14 protein-coding genes and 1 pseudogene are annotated in these 18,268 nt (G+C 68.9%); 3 read left to right on the forward strand and 12 right to left on the reverse strand.

Annotation, left to right across the window (positions count from 1 at the left end):
- Window positions 1-634: 634 nt before the first annotated feature.
- The gene (locus BFN33_RS21215; protein WP_069761643.1) at window positions 635-2,539 is read left to right on the forward strand and encodes a rhamnogalacturonan lyase; all 1,905 of its coding nucleotides are present in this window, start codon (window positions 635-637) and stop codon (window positions 2,537-2,539) included.
- A gap of 266 nt (window positions 2,540-2,805) precedes the next feature.
- Here BFN33_RS21215 and BFN33_RS54385 read toward each other — a convergent pair.
- Window positions 2,806-3,006: pseudogene (locus BFN33_RS54385) on the reverse strand (amidohydrolase family protein); the annotation flags it as partial.
- 87 nt (window positions 3,007-3,093) lie between these two features.
- Between BFN33_RS54385 and BFN33_RS54390 the strand changes: the two are divergent.
- Entirely contained in the window at window positions 3,094-3,471 is a 378-nt protein-coding gene (locus tag BFN33_RS54390) for a hypothetical protein (RefSeq protein WP_256122809.1), read from the forward strand.
- A gap of 15 nt (window positions 3,472-3,486) precedes the next feature.
- Here the strand turns inward: BFN33_RS54390 and BFN33_RS21225 are convergent, their stop codons facing one another.
- The 4 genes from BFN33_RS21225 to BFN33_RS21240 form a co-directional block, all read right to left on the reverse strand.
- Window positions 3,487-5,028: a TIGR00730 family Rossman fold protein gene (locus BFN33_RS21225; RefSeq protein ID WP_256122810.1), complete on the reverse strand. Its 1,542-nt coding sequence runs from the start codon at window positions 5,026-5,028 to the stop codon at window positions 3,487-3,489.
- A complete protein-coding gene (locus tag BFN33_RS21230) occupies window positions 5,025-6,371 on the reverse strand; it encodes an FAD-binding protein (RefSeq protein ID WP_069761645.1) in 1,347 nt (448 codons plus the stop codon). The genes BFN33_RS21225 and BFN33_RS21230 overlap by 4 nt, the downstream gene beginning before the upstream one ends.
- Window positions 6,368-7,147, reverse strand: coding sequence for an isopentenyl transferase family protein (locus BFN33_RS21235; protein ID WP_069761646.1), 780 nt, complete (start codon window positions 7,145-7,147; stop codon window positions 6,368-6,370). The genes BFN33_RS21230 and BFN33_RS21235 overlap by 4 nt, the downstream gene beginning before the upstream one ends.
- Window positions 7,148-7,399: 252 nt before the next feature.
- Window positions 7,400-7,717, reverse strand: a complete 318-nt coding sequence (locus BFN33_RS21240) for a helix-turn-helix domain-containing protein (RefSeq protein WP_069761647.1) — start codon at window positions 7,715-7,717, stop codon at window positions 7,400-7,402.
- Window positions 7,718-8,054: 337 nt separating this feature from the next.
- On the opposite strand from BFN33_RS21240, the gene BFN33_RS21245 reads away from it, so the two are divergent.
- Window positions 8,055-8,642, forward strand: a complete 588-nt coding sequence (locus BFN33_RS21245; RefSeq protein WP_069761648.1) for a transketolase — start codon at window positions 8,055-8,057, stop codon at window positions 8,640-8,642.
- Between the two features lie 225 nt (window positions 8,643-8,867).
- Here BFN33_RS21245 and BFN33_RS21255 read toward each other — a convergent pair whose 3' ends face one another.
- The 7 genes from BFN33_RS21255 to BFN33_RS21290 form a co-directional block, all read right to left on the reverse strand.
- Window positions 8,868-10,016, reverse strand: coding sequence for an amidohydrolase family protein (locus BFN33_RS21255; RefSeq protein ID WP_176742430.1), 1,149 nt, complete (start codon window positions 10,014-10,016; stop codon window positions 8,868-8,870).
- Window positions 10,017-10,252: 236 nt separating this feature from the next.
- On the reverse strand, window positions 10,253-11,197 hold the full coding sequence (locus tag BFN33_RS21260) for a fumarylacetoacetate hydrolase family protein (RefSeq protein WP_069761651.1): 945 nt from the start codon (window positions 11,195-11,197) through the stop codon (window positions 10,253-10,255).
- Window positions 11,198-11,211: 14 nt separating this feature from the next.
- Window positions 11,212-12,171: an MBL fold metallo-hydrolase gene (locus BFN33_RS21265; protein ID WP_069761652.1), complete on the reverse strand. Its 960-nt coding sequence runs from the start codon at window positions 12,169-12,171 to the stop codon at window positions 11,212-11,214.
- 167 nt (window positions 12,172-12,338) lie between these two features.
- Window positions 12,339-13,070, reverse strand: a complete 732-nt coding sequence (locus BFN33_RS54395; RefSeq protein ID WP_256122811.1) for a hypothetical protein — start codon at window positions 13,068-13,070, stop codon at window positions 12,339-12,341.
- A 17-nt stretch (window positions 13,071-13,087) separates the two neighbouring features.
- Entirely contained in the window at window positions 13,088-13,303 is a 216-nt protein-coding gene (locus tag BFN33_RS54400) for a hypothetical protein (RefSeq protein WP_069761654.1), read from the reverse strand.
- Window positions 13,304-14,036: 733 nt separating this feature from the next.
- A complete protein-coding gene (locus BFN33_RS21285; protein WP_069761656.1) occupies window positions 14,037-17,567 on the reverse strand; it encodes an indolepyruvate ferredoxin oxidoreductase family protein in 3,531 nt (1,176 codons plus the stop codon).
- Window positions 17,568-17,645: 78 nt separating this feature from the next.
- Window positions 17,646-18,245: a TetR/AcrR family transcriptional regulator gene (locus BFN33_RS21290; protein WP_069761895.1), complete on the reverse strand. Its 600-nt coding sequence runs from the start codon at window positions 18,243-18,245 to the stop codon at window positions 17,646-17,648.
- Window positions 18,246-18,268: the final 23 nt, after the last annotated feature.

Below are 18,268 nucleotides of genomic sequence, written 5' to 3' on the forward strand. Positions count from 1 at the left end.
GCCGGCGGAGAGCGGGTCAGCGAGAAAGGGACTCTCGGGGGCAAGGCGAGTGAGGGTGACAACTGACGCTCAAGCCCCAGGAGTTGGTGTAGCCGCGTGCGATCCGGCCGATGCTGCCTCCCTCGGTGCGGCGACATCTAAGGCAGGAGTGCTGACGAGTGGCACGTGTCGAAGAGGGCGGCCTTGACATGCCAGGGCCGCCCTCCAGATCGGACCTGTGAACGATCACAGAGCTGTTGCGACGGAAGTGCGCAATCGCACCACAACGAACCGGAGGTGCATCACGCAGCTTCTCGATCGGGCACGAAGCTGTCAACCGTTGCACACCGATCCATGGAAGAAGCAGTGCGATCCTGTGGGCGGGTGCTCGCCGTGCCTCGGCTGTGAGCTGTCTGAAACGGCGGGAGTCATACCAGTTCAAGTGCTCTTTCAGAAGGAAGGCAGCGGCGGGGACGAGGCTGCGCACGGGCATCTCGTCGGCTCGCGCTCGAACACGCTCGAACAGGGAAAGTCAACAGAATGCTTGACGGGCTATCAGTGAATTTCTACCCTCGCAGCGAATGGGAGCGTTCCCACGCTGTGGTCGGAGCGCTGTCTCCGCGATCTTCGCACCCCCCACACATCGGAGGTTATCGTGGCCGACCCGCACCGGCATCCGCGCACCGCATCGCCTCCATGGCGATACCAACGCCGGTCGAGCAAGCGGCTGTTCGGCGGCTTGACGGCCGCCACCGCGCTGGCCGTCTCCGCGCTCACCGGCCTGCCGCAGGCCGCGCACGCCGCGACCGCGCGGCAGGTGGAACGCCTCGACCGGGGACTGACCAGCGTCCACACCGGCAGCGGGAACCTGGTGTCGTGGCGGTGGCTGGCCACTGACCCGAACGACGTGGCCTTCAACGTCTACCGCGGCGGCACCAGACTCAACTCCTCGCCCCTGACCACCTCGACGAACTACCTGGACGCCGGCGCCGCGGACTCGGCCGACTACACGGTGCGCGCGGTGGTGAACGGCGTCGAGCAGGCGCCGTCCGAACACGCGCTCCAGTTCCGCACCGGGTACAAGGACGTGCCGATTTCCCCGCCGTCAGGGGGCACTTCACCGGGCAACTCGCCGTACACCTACGAGGCCAACGACGCCTCTGTCGGCGACCTCGACGGCGACGGTGCCATGGACATCGTTCTGAAGTGGCAGCCGACGAACGCCAAGGACAACTCCCAGTCCGGGTACACGGGCAACACGATCGTCGACGGCGTCAAGCTCGACGGCACTCGCCTGTGGCGGATCGACCTGGGCCGCAACATCCGTTCCGGCGCGCACTACACGCAGTTCCAGGTTTACGACTACGACGGCGACGGCAAGGCCGAGGTCGCCATGAAGACCGCCGACGGAACGAAGGACGGAACCGGCGCGGTCATAGGCAGTTCCTCGGCCGACCACCGCAACTCCTCGGGCTACGTGCTGTCCGGCCCCGAGTACCTGACGATGTTCAACGGGCAGACGGGCAAGGCGATGCAGTCCGTCGACTACGTCCCAGCCCGGGGCACGGTGTCGTCCTGGGGGGACTCCTACGGCAACCGCGTGGACCGGTTCCTGGCGGGCACGGCCTACCTGGACGGTTCCCGACCTTCGCTGATCATGGCTCGTGGCTACTACACCCGCGCGGTGATCGCGGCCTGGGACTGGCGGAACGGGAAGTTCACCCGCCGGTGGACCTTCGACTCCAACGCCAACAGCGGCTACGCCGGCCAGGGCAACCACCAGCTGTCGGTCGCGGACGTGGACGGGGACGGCAAGGACGAGGTCGTCTACGGCGCGATGGCCGTCGACGACAACGGCAACGGCCTGTGGACGACGCGGAACGGCCACGGGGACGCGATGCACGTGGGCGACCTCGACCCGTCCCGGCCGGGTCTGGAGGAGTTCAAGGTCGACGAGGACAGCTCCAAGCCGTCCTCCTGGATGGCGGACGCGAGGACCGGCCAGGTCCTCTGGTCCACCCCGGCCGGCGGCGACAACGGCCGGGGCGTGTCCGGTGACATCTGGTCCGGCAGCGCGGGCGCCGAGTCGTGGTCGTCGCTCGTCAGCGGCGTCCGCAACCCCAAGGGCGCGGTGGTCTCCAGTCGCAAGCCCGGGTCCACCAACTTCCTGGCGTGGTGGGACGGCGACACCACGCGCGAACTCCTCGACGGCACCCACATCGACAAGTACGGCACCTCCGGAGACACCCGCCTGCTCACCGGCTCCGGGGTCCACTCCAACAACGGCACCAAGTCGACGCCGTCCTTGTCCGGCGACATCCTCGGCGACTGGCGCGAGGAGGTCATCTGGCCGACGTCCAACAACACGGCCCTGCGGATCTACTCCACGCCGTACCAGACCAATACGCGGATCACGACCCTCCTCCACGACACTCAGTACCGCACGGCCCTGGCCTGGCAGAACACTGCCTACAACCAGCCCCCGCACCCCAGCTTCTTCATCGGCGGCAACATGCCCACGCCACCCCGCCCCACCGTCGCGCTGCCGAACAGCCTCTGAGCTGGACAGCCGACTTCCCTGATGCTTGAGCGAGTTCAAGCATCAGGGAAGGGGTGTTCTTCGGGTACAGGACCTGGCGGAGGCGGTCGCACGGACCGGGCTGAGATTCGCAGCGTGCTCAAGCTCGCCGGATACGTCAACACCGCCGCCGGACGCCGAGCCCACACCGAACGCCCACACGTCCTCACCCTCTACGGCATCACCTGATCAAACCGGACGACCAGGGCAAACGCCAGGGCCCTGCGCCCTTGTCGCTCCTGGCGGGTTCACCGGGAGCCGAGCGTGGATGCGGCCGCGAGGCGGGTGCCCTGTCGCCAGACCGCGCGAATCGACAGGATGTCGTTGATGGTCGTGGTGGGATCACCGTCGACCAGGACGAGATCTGCCCGCAGGCCTTGCTCGACGCGGCCCCGATTGTGGAGGCCGAACCGTCGTGCTGTCAGTGAAGTCGCCGAGCGCGGACACCGGTCGTACGTATCTCGCACGGGGCAGGACAGATCAAACTGCTCACCGATGTGAGCACACTGGCACCAGGAGAGCGGAGGTCTCCCGGGATGCTGAGCCAGCAGCACCTGATGCACGAGGGGCGACTGGTCCCGGCGGCGATCGTCTACGCCCATGACCGGGACCTGGAGGAACTCGGCCGGTCCTGTCCGGAGGCGCTCGCGGTGGCTCATGTGGCGGGTGATCCGTGCGTTGACCGGATCACGGCCGGCTGGCCCGGGCGGGAGTCCTACCGCCGTGCCCTGGGAATCGAGGACGGGCAGCGGCTCGTCGTCGTCACGTCCACCTGGGGACCGACTTCGACGTTCGGGCGGCTCGACTCCCTGCTGCCGCAGCTGCCGAGTCAGCTGCCCCGCGACCTCTACCGCGTCGCGATGCTGGTCCATCCCAACGTGTTCCCCCGGAAGCCGACTGGCAGGCGCCACTGATCGCGGCTGACTGGATCAGCGGGGCATGTCGGCCCCCGCGCGCAGAGCCTGCCAGTCCCGGTACATCGCCAGTGCCGTCAGGGGCCGGTCGGTGTCGGGGAGGCAGCCGCCGAGCATGCCGGTCAGCACGTCGCCCGGGCCCAGTTCGAGACAGGTCGTCACACCGTCCTTGTGTAGCCGGCCGACCGCGTCCGCGAACCGGACGGGTTCGCGCAGCTCTCGTACCCAGAACTCCGGTGTGATCGCCTCGGCCCCGACCGGCTCCGCCGTGATGTCGGAGATCAGCGTGGTGTGCGGTACCGCGAGGCGCAACGTCCTCAGCGTCCTGAGGACGTCGTCCAGGATCGGATCGAGCTGCGGAGAGTGCGCGGCCACGCTCACGCGGAGCAGCCGACTCCGGTGGCCGCGAACCGTCCACGCCTCGTGCAGGGCCGTCACCGCGTCCCGGTCGCCCGAGACGACCACGGCTCTGGGGCCGTTGACCGCCGCGACCACCACCCCGGGTGTCGGTGGCAGCTCCTGTGGCGCGGCCTCCATCGCGGCCATCGCCCCCTGGCCCGCCAGCGCGTCCATCAGCCGGTACTGGACGCCTACCGCGCGACAGGCGTCCGCCAGGGAGAAGACACCGGTGACGTGCGCCGCGGCCATGCGCCCCGCCGAGTATCCGAACACCACGTTCGGTTCCAGCCCCCAGCTCTCCAGCAGCCGGTACTGCGCGACCTGGAGCGCGAAGATGGCCGGATTCCCGAACGCGATCCGGTCGAGCAGCGCCGAGGTCCGGGTGCCCGCCTCGGCGAACATCACGTCCCGCAGCGGCAGATCGAGGTACGGGTCGAGGAGCGCGCAGACTTCGTCGAGGGCGGCCGCGAACACCGGGAACTCCGCGTGGAGTTCGCGGCCCATGCCGGGCTGCTGGGATCCGGCGCCCGAGAACAGGAACGCCGTCCGGCCCTGTGGCAGCCGTATCGGAGCCGGAGCACCGGACCGCTCGGCGCGAGTGCCCGGGGATGTCCCGCCGGAGGTGCCCGCCAGCAGTTCCACCACTTCCCGTGCCGAAGTGCACACCGTGATCCGCTCCAGGTCCCCGGTCCTGAGGAAGCCCTCGTCCCGGGCATGTTCCAGGAAGGCCAGCAGCGGACGGTAGAAGCCGTCCGGGTCCAGCAGGACGCAGGGCTTGCGGTGGATGTGCAACTGGGCCCAGGAAACCGCTTCCAGCAGTTCCTCCGCCGTGCCCAGGCCGCCCGGCAGCGCCACGAAGGCGTCACCCAGCTCGGCCATCCGTGCCTTGCGCACGTGGATGTCCGCCACCACCTCCAGCTCAGTCAGCCCCGTGTGCGCGATCTCGTACGGCAGCATGCGGCGTGGCACGACTCCGGTCACGGTGCCCCCGGCGGCCAGGGCCGCGTCGGCGACCGCGCCCATGAGCCCCGAGCGGGCACCGCCGTAGACCAGGCGCAGACCGGCCTCGGCCAGGGCATGCCCGAACTGGGCGGCCGTACGCAGATAGCCGGGGCGCGACCCGGGCGCGGACCCGCAGAAGACGGTTACTCCGGTCACGGCCACAGGTCGTACCCCCGAGTGAGGATCCGGTGCGGGTCGTACTGCGTCTTGGCCCGCGCGAAGCCCTCCCAGGCCGGCCCGAAGTGGGCCTGCCAGTCCCGCGGAGTCATCTGCACGGCGCTGACCGCGTGGAGGGTCCCGCCCAGCTCCCGTGCCCGCTCGTACAGCTCCCGGTTGGCGGCGAGCGCCTGCCGCACCGCGTCCGCGTCGGCGGGCGGTGCCGTGCGCATCAGGGAGACCAGGCACAAGTCTTCCCCCGCCGGTTTGCGCAGCATGGGAGCGCGCAGTCGACCGGAGTCGAGGGGGCGCAGCTGGACCGTTCCGCACGTGCGCAGTCCCTGCTGGCCGCTGTCGGCCAGGATCGTCGGGACGAAGGAGACGGCTGCCGCCTCCGGGACCAGGAGCGTCAGCCACGGATGCGGGCGTTCCCATTCGCCGGTGACACGCAGGATGCGCTCGTCGCGGTCCATGCGGTGGAGGAACTCCGCGTAGGAAAGGTCCTCGATCTCCTCGACGTCACGGTCGTGACGGAGACCGTCGGTCAGCGCGGCGTCGTCCGGGGGAAGCCGACCGGTGTGCGGGGTGACGGCTTCGATCACGTAGTCCCAGGCTCCGGCGAGTGCGGGCCGCGCCTGGCCGGAGACATGGGTGAAGTGGTCGTGGTGAGCGAGGCGGCGCTGATCGGCGAAGTACGGCCCGGGGAGCGTGTAGTGGAGGCGGTAGCGGCGTACGAGAGCAGGTGCGGGCACCAGGCGGAGGGTGGCCCGGACGATCAGCGCGCACTGGCCGAGGCCGGCCAGGACCGTGTCGAACAGGTCGGGCCGGTGTCGGCGCGAGCAGGTCACCTGTTCGCCGGTGCCGGTGACGACCTCCACTTCACTCACCGCGTCGGCGACGAGGCCGTACCGGTGGCTGGACGCACCGAAGCCACCGGTGCTCAGCGTTCCGCCGACACTGGCACCGAGATGGTCGGGGAGCACCGGCGGCGCGAGACCCTCGGCGAGGGCGGCCCGTACGACGTCGCGCCATGTCGCGCCCGCCTCGGCGACCAGGGTCCGCTCGTCCGCCGTGCGGTGCACCGCGTTCAACGCGCGCATGTCGATGAGGTGTCCGCCCTCGGCCTGTCCCTGGCCGTACATCGAGTACCCGCAGCCCCGCGCGGAGACCGGTACACCCTGCGGGCCGGCGACGGCAACGATGTCGCGGAGCTCGTCGCCGGTGCGGGGCGCGCGGACATCCAGGGGGCGGGATGCCACGATGTGGCCGAAATCGGGCGTGGGGCAGGTGACATCGCCGAGAGCCGTGCCCGGTGGGGGCACCCGCTTGGAGGCCAGCCTCATACGGCGACCTGCATCATGTCGAGGTCCGGCCCGGGTTCGCGGATGAGGGTCTCGAAGATCTCGGAGAACACCCGGTGCTGCAGACGACCGTGCTCCGCGTGGCGTACGGCGATCAACTCGGCCATCCGCGTCAGCAGTTGTTCGGGAAGCTGCCGCTTGGCCAGGGACTCCACATCGAGTGAGTACTTGGCGCAGCATTCGAGGACTGCTTCGAAACCGTTCACGGAGGCCACGAACAGCCGTTGCCGGGGATCGTGCCAGAGCGTGGCCAGTTCGTCGATCAGGGTCCTGTCCGGGGGTGACGCGGTGAGCATGACGCGTGCTCGACGGGTGAGCGTGGCGAGGTAGTGGTCGTGATCGGGCAGCGGCAGCAGACGTATGCTCAGGCGCCAGGGCAGCTCGGCCGAGCGGGCGGACAGCTCCCGCAGCAGCGAGATGGATCCGCCCTCGACGATCACGAAACGGTGCCGATGCTGTGTGGCCTGCTGCTGGACCAGCGTGATCAGCGCGTCCGCCGCCTCGTTCGCGCAGAGGTCGCCGTCCGCGACGGTGCGGTCGCCGAGCCAGTACCGACGCACGCTCGGCACGTCGGCCCCCGCCCGGGCGCTTGTGGTGGCCATGTCCACGAAGCACTGCAGCCGGTCGGCGACGACGATCGGCGCGCCGGTGAGCTGGGCCATGGCGGTGGCGGCCGCACTCTTGCCGACGCCGGTCGGCCCTGCGATCACATGGACGACAGGATGTGTCTCAGAAGTGGATTTCCTGGTATCGGACATGAGAATTCCTGCTTTCGGGGCCGGTATTTCATGCCGGTCCGGGGCAAGGGGGAGCGGTATCCCGTCAAGCGTGCCTGAGCTGATCGATACTCGGCACACCAGGAGCGGCAAGGGGGTGTCTCCTCGGAGATCGTATGGAGAGTTCCACTCGCTTGTCCAGCATACGGATCTTCCTGGCTGGTGAAATAAGTTGTGAAACTTAGGGAGGGGGTTAATTCTGGGTGAGGGGTCGGGCAAGGCGGTTTCGGGTGGCTAGGGGCTCCCGTGTGCCGGCTCGGATTCCATGCCGGGCTCGACGGCGGGTGGCTTCTCGTAGTGGTCGGCGTACCGGGCGGCGAGGCAGTCGATGGCGTTGAGTAGAGCCCGGCCGTCCGGTGTGAGCTGGTAGTCCACCTGCGGCGGCGCGGTCGGGCGGACGATACGGATGACCAGACCGTCCTGTTCGAGGCTGCGGAGGGTGGCGGTCAGCATGCGGCCGCTGATGCCGTCCACGTTCCGCCGCAGCTCGGCGAAACGTGCTCCGTCCGGGTCGATGAACGACAGGACGGGCAGTGACCACTTATCTCCCATTTTGCGGAACAGTGCATGAAGTATTGCGCGCTGCTGTCGCTCGACTCGCCGGGTTTTCGGCTCGTGGTGGTTACCTTCTTGTTCCCTGGTCACATTGATGTCCGTCCTTGCGGCCGCGGGAGTGGCGGGATATTTTGGTGAGCGGTATTGATTCGCTTCCGGCGGTCACTCTGGTTGCAGATTTCTACACCATTGAGCTCCGGTCGGGAAAGCTGTGGAAAAATTAACGCGAGTTCCTTCCCGCGTCTTGTGGGAATTTCATGGAACTCATGGATTCCCGCATGCCCCGACAGATCTTGGTCTGCCGACGGTGCCTGCCCCCCAGGAGGAACGTCCCGTGCCCACCGACATGCTGATCGCCGCGGCGGAAGCCCTTGCCACGCCCCTTCCCCAAACCTCCTCCGGCACGGTCCTCGTCGGCTACGGGACCGAGGAGGAACTGATCCGGTACGCCATGGCCCCGGATTGGGCCGTGCATGTCCCCGGCCACCCCGACGAAGTGCGTCAGGTGGTCGCGGACGCCATGGCACGCGAGGACCGCGCCTACGTCCACGTGTCCGCGCGGGCCAACTCCGCAGCCCACGCACTGACCGGCGGGTTCGAACTGGTGCGGGAAGGACTCGACGGCGTGGTGATCGCCGTCGGCCCCACGCTCGACCCGGTGCTGCGCGCCACGGTCGGCATGGACCTTGCCGTCCTCTATGCGGCGACCATCCGCCCCTTCGACGAGGTCGGGCTGCGCACTGCCGTACTGGCCGCCCACCATGCCGACGTCGTGCTGGTCGAACCCTGCCTGCCGGGCGCCTCGGCCTTATACGTGGCTCAGACGCTGGTGCACGTGCCGCACAGGCTGCTCGCCCTGGGCGGCGCGGAGAGCACGGGCGAGGAGGAAATCGCCCGTGCCGTACGGGACTTCGTCAGGTGACCACTGCCGTGCGGCAGCCCCGAACCGGGCCGACCAGCCGGTCCTTCGACGAATTCCTGGAATGGCCGGGCGCAGGCGATGCCGAGTCGGCCACCGGGGTTCAGGACGCGAGCGAACTGCCGGGGAACGCCTTCACGTGTGCTCAGAGGTTGGTGAAGCCCATTCTGCGCGGCCGTCCGCTGGACCGTCTGCCGGTGACGGTGGAGGCCCTCAGCAGGCGGGGATTCACAGGCTGAGGGAGCCGAGCGTGGATGCGGCCGCGAGGCGGGTGCCCTGTCGCCAGACCGCGCGAATCGACAGGCTGTCGTTGATGGTCGTGGTGGGATCACCGTCGACCAGGACGAGATCTGCCCGCAGGCCTTGCTCGACGCGGCCCCGATCGTGGAGGCCGAACCGTCGTGCTGTCAGTGAAGTCGCCGAGCGCAGGGCTTCGGTGGGGCTGAAACCGGCCTGTACGAGCAGTTGCAGCTCGCCGTGCAGACTTGCTCCGTGGGTCACGCCGCGCACGGCCAGAGCCGCGGCGTCGGTGCCTGCGATCACGTCGACCCCAGCCTGGCGCAGGGCGGCGATCGTGGCCAGTGCCATGTCGAAGTGCGAGGCGGGCAAGCCGCCGAACGTGTCGGAGAGGTGCGCCCGCAATTCCGGCGCAAGCTTTCCCGCAACGCGGGGATCTTGCGCCAGGTCCGTGCTGTGCGACAGCCCGACGATGGAGGCAAGGGGAGTCAGTGTCGGCACCACGACCACGTTCGCGCTTGCGATGCGGTCGACGATCTCCGGGGTGTGGGCCGTGTCGGCGAACAGATGGGCGAGGCCGTCGGCGCCGGCGTCGACCATCTGTTCGGTCTCGTGCAGCGTCATGGCGTGGGCCATCACCATCTTCCCGCGAGCGTGCGCCTCGGCGATCACGGCGGCGTGAATCTCCAGTGGTACGTGCGGCAACTGGAAGCCGAACGCCTCGCCGCTCTCGGCTATCAGCTTGATGTAGTCGGCGCCCTCGCTGATCCGATCCTCGACGAACCCGGCCGCCTGCGCCACGGTGGTCGCGGTCGGCCAGACCGGATCGTTGAGGCCCTTCCGGAACTGATGAGGGTGGCCGTCGAGGTGGGTGAGCGAAAAGGAGGCGCTCCGCACGTCCGCGAAAGTCCGGTCGGCCTCGACCTCGGCGCGCAGCGGAATCATGGTGGCGGGGACCGAGCCCATGTCGAGTTCGGTGGTGACGCCGAAGGTCAGCGCCTGGCGCAGCATCGCGGCGTCTGTGTGGGTGTGTGCGTCGATCAGGCCCGGCAGCAGGGTTGCGCCGGTGGCGTCGACGACTTCCACCCCGGTGACACGCGGCCCGCCCACCGAGACGATGACGCCGTCGGCGACGTGCACGTCGACCTGGCCCAGGTTCTTCTCGCCGTCGAACACCTTCGCACCGACGATGACGAACTCGTTCACAGGACTCTCCTCGCAATGCTGGACGTGTACTGGTTTCGGGCTTCACGGCTACGACGTCTGCCGGACCGGCAGGATGGCCGCCGAGGGGTGTTCGGGGGCGTGGTGACCGTCTGTTCGGCTGGGCGGGCGAGGGCGACCCCACGGGGGTCGCCGTTCCGGACGGACTGGGCCTACCGGCCCCGTCGTGCGGGTGGGATGGGAATCGGCTCGGCTCCTGGGACGACGCGGGTGGTCAGGGTGCCGAGTTGTTCGACGGTGACGGTGACGACGTCGCCGGGTTGCAGGGGGCGGTGGGCGTTCAGGCCTTCGCGACCCCACAGTTCGGCGAGGCAGCCGCCGCCGCAGGTGCCGGAGCCGAGGACGTCGCCGGGGCGGATCTCGGTGCCACGGGAGGCGTAGGCGATCATGTCGGCGTAGGAGAACGCCATGGACGACCAGCGGTCCTGCCCCAGCCGTTCGCCGTTGACGTCGACGGTCATCGTCAGGTCGAACGCGGTGTCGGTGCGCCAGGGTTGCAGCTCGTCGGGGGTGACCAGGACCGGTCCGAGGGTGGTGGCGGTGTCCTTGCCCTTGGTGGGGCCGAGCCGGACCTGCATCTCGGCGAACTGGACGTCGCGGGCCGACCAGTCGACGAGGATGGTGTAGCCGGCGACGTAGGCGTCGGCGTCGTCGGGGTGGATGTCGCGGCCGGTGCGGCCGATGACGGCGGCGACCTCCAGCTCCAGGTCGAACATCCGGCTGCCGGGCGGTACGGGGACGTCTTCGGCGGGGCCGAGGATCGCGTAGGGGTTGGTGAAGTAGAACGCGGGTGCCTCGTACCAGCGCTCGGGGACGGTCGCGTCGGGTCCGCCGAGTCTGGAGACACCTTCGACGTGCCGTTCGAAGGTCATGAAGTCCCGCACAGCGGGAGGATCGGGGATCGGCGCGCGCAGCCGAAGGTCGCCGACCGCCCGGGTCTCGGCGGGCGCCGCCAGGGCCTGCTCCCCGGCCGCCCGCAGGGTGCCGTCGCGCAGGAGGCCGAGCATCGTGACGCCGCGGCCCAGGGGATGGACCTGGTCGTGGTGGAGGACGCCGACCCGATCACCGTCGTCGTCGGCGTAGGTCACGAACCGCACAGTCGCGCTTCCCTTCAGACGGAGGTGTGCATCGGGCGGCCGAGCCAGGCGACCGCGTCCCCGAAGGCGGCGATCACGTCGAGGTCCCGGCCGGCGTGGTCGGCGTAGACGCGGTGCAGGTTGAGCACGATCCGTTCGGCGTCGCCCCAACCCGTGAACTCGCCCAGGTCGACCTGGCGGGCGGCCTGCAGGGGCGTCAGACCCCGGGAGAGCCCGTCCTGGGCGGTGTCGAGGATGAGCCGGTAATAGCGGCGGTGCTCCTCCAGGACCCGGGTGATGCCGGTGTCGGTGAGGACCGGGCCGTGACCGGGGACGACGACGTCGGGTCGCAGGGACTCCAGCCAGTCGACCGCAGCGAGGGCCCCGTCCACCGAGCCCATGAAGACCAGCGGGGTGAGTCCGGCGAACACCAGATCGCCGGAGAACAGCACGCGTTCTTCGGGCAGCCAGGCGATCAGATCTCCGGTGGTGTGCGCCGAGCGGCCGGGGTGCAGCAGTTCGATCCGCCGACCTGCAACGTGCAGGGTGAGTGCGGAGCCGGCCGAGATGTCGGGAAGCCTGCGGGTCACCGGCCCCCAGTCCGGGACCGGATTCCACAGCGGAGGACAGCCGTCGATGACCGGGTCGGCCTGAAGCCCTTCCCGCATCCGGCTGTGCCCGACGATCACTGTCGTGGAGGGGAGGAGGCTGTTGCCGTAGGTGTGGTCACCGTGCTGATGGGTGTTCACCGCCAGCCGGACGGGCGCCCCGCCGGTGGCCGTGTCCACGGCGTCGAGAAAGCGGCGGGTGCGAGCCGCGGTGGCACAGGTGTCGATCACCAGGACCCCGTCGTCGCCGGCCACCGCGCCGGCGTTGTTGACCCACCAGGTCCCGTCCGGCTGCACCCAGGCGTGGATCCCGGGAAGCAACTCCTGGAGTTCCGCCGCGTCCGCTGTGGGAGGAGGAGCGGAGTTCGTGTCCGGGGTGTCGGTCATGACCCGGCCTGTCCGTCGTCCATCACGGTGGCGACGCGGCTGCGGCCGTGCTGTTCGTACGTGGCGAAGTGCATGGCAGTCCTTGGGAGTTGGGTGGGTTGACGCAGGCCGGGGGCTCGGCGGCATGGCAGGGCGGGGGAGTGCGCCGGGCCCCCGGGGTCATGGGGTCAGGCCGGCGGAGCGACGAAGACGCCGCGGTCGACGTCGTTGAGCATTTCCTTGGCGACCATTTCGTTCATCGGGTTGGACGTGGCCCACTGGTCGGCGTTCTCGGGCTTCGTCAGCTCGTAGATGTGCGGGTGCCGAGTGTCCTCGTCCAGCTTTTCGAGCTCGGTGGTGTACTCCGCTCCTCGTCCCAGCGCTCCAGGAGCGCGAGCGTGGTCAACGCGGGCTCGTCCAGCGCCGTACGCAGGTCGAGCGCTCGGCCGTCCGGGGCCACGAGGCCCGGGGACCTGGTCTCGCCCGCGGCCGAAAGGGCGCCGATGGCGAACGGTCCGGAGAAGGGGGTAAAGGGTGCCGACGTGGCTGCGGATGTCACGGAGATTTCCTCCCGATTGCGGTGCCACTAATCTGGCCCGTAGATTGCAATCAGGGAAATTGATTTCCTGTATATAAGAATCCAGCCGGTGAATACCGATGGTGCCGGCTCCGGAATTGGGACCCTGGCGTTTGCCCGGGTCGTCCGGTTTGATCAGGTGATTGCCGTGGAGGGTGAGGATGCGTGGGCGTTCGGTGTGGGCTCGGCGTCCGGCGGCGGTGTTGACGTATCCGGCGAGCTTGGGCGCGCTGCGGATCAAGTCGCGGACGGCGGCGGGCGCGGCAGGCGTGTTACGGGTCCTGACCTGGGGTTTGTCTTCTCCGGAGACGACACCTCGCACCCAGTGGGCGGTGTTTCCCACGGTCCGGGTTCGCGAGCTCAGGAAGCGATCTCGGCTGCTCTTGCCTGCTCGGCGAACAGGTCGGTGATGGCGTGGACGGTCTCGCTGGAGCACTTCTTCGCTCCATAGAGACGGCGGCGTTGGATGCGCAGGACTTGGGCGGCGTGCGGGAAGAGCAGGCCGTCGACGGTGACGACCTGCACGAGTCGTTGTTCGTGGCGGCCGTGGCCCCGGTCGTCGTCGCGGTGAATCACGGGGATCTTCTTCCAGGGCACAGCGTGGAGTTGGCGGGCCTGGCCGCGGTAGCGGGCGCCACATTCGTGCAGGGCTGACGGTGTCTCAGGGACGGTTCCGGGAAGCCGCCGTGGACGGCGGGCCGAGACGCGCACGATCGCGGCCTGATGGCGGACTTCGTCCGTGGACGCTGGAGCGCCGAGCTCGAGGACCTGTTCCTGCGAGTGATCGGAAGATTCGGCCGGGTCGGCGCGGCGCCGGATGCGGGACTACATCCGGGCCTGCTGAGCTCGGTCGGCCGCAAGCACAGCCGGCGGCTGGCCGAGTACGCCGGTCACAACGGCCCGCACGGGCCGCAGCACCTCGTCGGTTATGGAGCGAGTGACGGAATCGGATGGCGTCCCGCCGGGTGGTGTAGCCGGTCAACGGACCGGAACTCGCAGGTCAGACCGGGTACTTCGGCCGGCTGGCGCCCTCTCGGCGTCTGACCGGGCCAGCGCTACCTCGTCGAGGGAATCGCTACCACGGGAATGAAATAGCCGCACGGCGGGCGATCACGGAACCGAACAACTGGGCGTCGCGTTGGAGTGGCCAATCATGCCGACCGGGTCCCGTACCGAACCGGCATGGTGTCAGTTTCACCATGCGCGCGTCCGGGGCGGGGCAACGGACCTGTGAGCGAGCCTCCCGTCCGGACGCGGCCGTACTCCCTGAGCCGGTGGCCCCCGCGAGACGGCCTGCCTCACATCGAGTTCAACGGCCCTGCCCGGCTTCCGTCGGGACGGGGTCCGCGCTCTCCCGCAACTCGCCGAGTACGCGCGCCTGCTCGGCCTGGTAGCGCTCAATGGCCGCGAGTTTGAGGCCTTCGTATCCACGGACCGCATCGGGCAGTTCCGCGAGTCGGCGGACTTCGGCCAGGTTCTCCTCGTTCAGGAGCGCGAGCGCGGTGCTGATCGACTCGCGGTACTCGGCGACGAGTTCACGCTCGATGCGTCGCATGTGCTGGAGTCCGAACACATCGAGGCGGGTCCCTCGAACGCGCCGCAGTGCACGCAGCAGTTTGAGGGCCGGGCGGAACCAGCTTCCGAGAGCGATCTTCCTTTCCATGCCCAGGGCTCGCAGGACGGGCGGATGCAGGCGGTAGGAGCGTCGGCTCGCGCTTCCGAATGCCGCGGTGATGTGGTCGTCCACGGCTGGGTCAATCGCGAGTCGTGCGACCTCGTACTCGTCCTTGTATGCCATGAGCTTGTGGAAACAGCGGGCGACAGCCTCGGTCAGCTCGGTCGAGCCGTCGGCGGCAGCGCGCTCCGTGGCCGCCACCGTGTGGACGAAGTCGACGTAGGCACGAGCGTAGCGCCTGTCCTGGTAGTCGATGAGGTCTGCCACGCGCACGGTGAGGAGGCGATGCAGCTCCGATTCCTCATCATCGGTGACCAACGCCACGAGCTCGGTGGTCCCGGCGGGCAGCCGCAGTTCCACGTCTGGGAGCGTCGGGCCGGCAAGCGCGGCACTCAGCGCCTCGGGGTCGGCGACCGCCTGGCGGCCTCGCCGGAAGGCTTGCACATTGCGTTCAACGGCGACTCCGTTCAGGGCGATGGCCTCTTCGATGGCCGAAGCCGGCATCGGCAGCAGCCCGGTTTGGTACGCGGCTCCCACCAGCAGCATGTTGGCGTACTGCTCGTCGTCGAACAGCCGCTCGGCCAGCGCGCCGGAGTCCAGAGCGATGAGCTGGCGCATTGCGTCGTGGACGGCATGACGTACGACATCGGGAGCCGGGAAACTGACGGCCGTGTCGACCACCATCTGCCCGGTGGGTATCTCGGTCGTGGTCATGACGGCGACGGTGCGATCCGCGGAGGCGACGGACAGGTACTGCGGGTCGGTCGCGACGAGCGGATCGCACGCGAGATAGAGGTCGCACTGCCCCGCGGCGATCTTGGCGCCCTGTTCGACGACATCCTCAGTGATCTTGATGTCGGAGACGACCGCGCCGCCCTTCTGGGCCAGTCCGGTCTGGTCGAGGCTGCGGGCGTGGCGGCCGTCGATGACGGCCGCGGTCGCCAGCACCTGCGAGATGGTGACGATGCCGGTTCCCCCGATCCCGGTGATCCGCATGCCGAAGGAGTCGGCGCCGGCCGTGCGGGCCGGCTCGGCGATGTCGGTGGCCCCCAGGGCGGGAAGCTCGGCGCGCTTCGGCTTGCCTGCGGGCGTGATGGTCATGAACGCCGGGCAGTCGCCGTCGAGACACGAATAGTCCAGGTTGCACGAGGACTGGTCGATCCTGGTCTTGCGGCCGAACTCGGTCGAGACCGGGTGCACCGACAGACAGTTCGACTTGCGGCCGCAGTCACCGCAACCCTCGCAGATGCGCTCGTTGATCCAGACTCGCGTCGTCGGCGCCTCGGCCTTGCCGCGCCGACGCGCACGCCGTTTCTCGGCGGCGCATTCCTGATCATGGATGAGGACCGTGACACCGGCAGTGGTCTTGAGCTCCGCCAACGCGCCCTCGATCTCGGCCCGGTCCAGAACCTTCACCGACTTCGGAAGCCGGGCCCGGGGTACGCGTGCCCTGTCCTCCGTCGTGATGATCACTTTGGCGACGCCTTCGTGCAGCAGCATGGCGGCGAGCCGGTCGACCGGAAGGGCGCCGACGGCGTCCTGGCCGCCGGTCATGGCGACCGTTCCGTTGTAGAGCAGTCTGAACGTGACGTTCACCCCCGCGGCGACCGCTGCCCGGACGCCCAGACTGCCCGAATGCATGAAGGTGCCGTCACCGATGTTCTGCACGAAGTGGTCGGCGTCGACGAACGGCTCCATCCCGATCCACTGAGCCCCTTCCCCGCCCATCTGGGTCATGCCGACGACCGGGCCGACCTGTTCGGGATCCATGAACACGACCATGGAGTGGCAGCCGATCCCAGCGCCGACCAGCGAGTCCCCGCCGGCGGTGGTCGAGGTGTTGTGCGGACACCCCGAGCAGTAGTACGGGCTGCGGGCCAGGAGCGGCAGCGACAACGCCGCACGGGCCTTGGGCCGCTGACGCCATGCGCGAGCGGCATCGATGCCGAGCCGCGCGAGCACCCTGGACAGCCCGGTGGCGATGCTGTCCGCGTCGAGCTCTCCTGAGTGACTGAACAGCGATCGCCCGTCCTGGTCCTGTTTGCCGTGGACGACCGGGGCGTTGGGGCGGCCGTAGAGGATCTCCTTGACGGCGGTTTCGAGGAACGGCCGTTTCTCCTCGACGACGACCAGCTGGTCGAGACCGTCCGCGAAGTCGACGATGGCATCGCGTTCGAGAGGGAAGATCATGCCGAGCTTGAGGATCCTGATGCCGTACCGGGCGAGGTCTTTGTCGGCGAGGCCGATGATGCGGAGGGCCTCGCGGACGTCGAGATAGGTCTTGCCGGATGTCAGGATGCCGATTTTGTCCGACGGCCCGCGCTGGACTACGCGGTTGAGGCCGTTAAGCCGGGCGTACTCCGCGGCGCGAGGGAGGCGGATGTCGTGCAGGCTGCGTTCGAGGGCCATGAGGTTGGCGCCCAGGAGCATGGAGCTCGGTTTGTGCGGGCTGGGGCTCCCGTCGCCCTCGGTGCCCGTGATCCGATCGCGTGCCACGACGGCCGTGGACGCTGAGTCCGCCACGGCGGTGGTGATCTTCAGGCCCGACCACAGGCCGCTGAACCGGGAGAGGAACTGCGCGTGGAGCCCGAAGTCGAGGACGTCCTGGGCATCGGCCGGGTACAGCGTCGGGATCGCCAGGTCCGCGAGCGTCGCCTCGCTGGCACACGGCACGCTGGACGACTTGGCTCCCGGGTCGTCGCCGACCAACGCGACGGCACCGCCGGAAGGGCCGGTTCCCACCAGGTTCGCGTGGCGGAGGGCATCGGAGGCGCGATCGAGGCCGGGGGACTTGCCGTACCAGATGCCCACGACGCCGTCGCACCGCGAAGCGCCGACCTGGCCGGCCAACTGGCTGCCCATGACGGCGGTCGCGGCGAGCTCCTCGTTCAGCCCCGGTTTGTGGACGATGTCGTGCTCGTGCAACAACGCCCCGCGTCGGCCCAACTCGATGTCGTAGCCGGCGAGTGGTGATCCCTCGTATCCCGAGACGAATGTCGCGGTACGCAGTCCGTTCGTGTTGTCACGCCGGGAGCGGTCCAGCAGAACGCGGACAAGAGCCTGGATCCCGGAGAGGTGCACGACGCCTTCCTCGCGGCGGTAGCGGTCATCCAGACGGAAGCGTCGGCTGCCCGGCTGCTCGGTCTCGGTGATGGGTGCAGTCATCGTCCTCTTCCTCACAACAATCTGGGGCTGCTGAAGGTCCCGCCCGTCTGCGCGTGCGCAGAGACGGCTTCCTCGCGGTCAGGCTGGTTCGGTCAGCCGCGCGGTCGCCCAGCCGAGCAGCGCGCCGCGGAACGCCGACACCAGTCGGTGCGTGATCTGCGTGGGCGACAGCGCGAGCGTGTCACGGAGATCGAAGATCTCCCGGGGGTCGAAGAGGACGTTCCACAGGAAGGCGGCCTCGTCCTCGACGCCGACGAGCTCGCCCACCCCGAGAATCATCACGAGCTCGCGGATGGGGCGGGCGAGGGCCTCCGCCTGGCCTTCCAAGTACGGCTCATCGGCCTTGTACCGCGCGAGGAACCCTTCCGATGACCGGCGGTGCACCAGCGCCGCGCCTTCGGCGAGGACGAGGTCCACCCAGAAGCCGCAGACACTCTCGAGCAGGGCCAGACCGTTGCTCGGCTGCTCGAGACTGTGATCGCGGAACTTGCTCACGATGTCCCGTCGGTAGGCACTGAGGGCGTCGTCCGCGGACTCGAAGTGCCGGTAAGCCGTCGCGACCGACACATCCGCCTGCCGAGCGATGTCGGCGAGGCTGATCGGCTGCTCGCAACGCTCGAAAAGCTCTGCGGCGGCCTGGATCAGCTTGGCGTTGTTCAACCGCTGATCCCTGCGCATGCGCGTCCTCTCCATGTACGCGG

It is taken from the genome of Streptomyces sp. LUP47B (genome assembly GCF_001746295.1).
Lineage (GTDB): Bacteria > Actinomycetota > Actinomycetes > Streptomycetales > Streptomycetaceae > Streptomyces.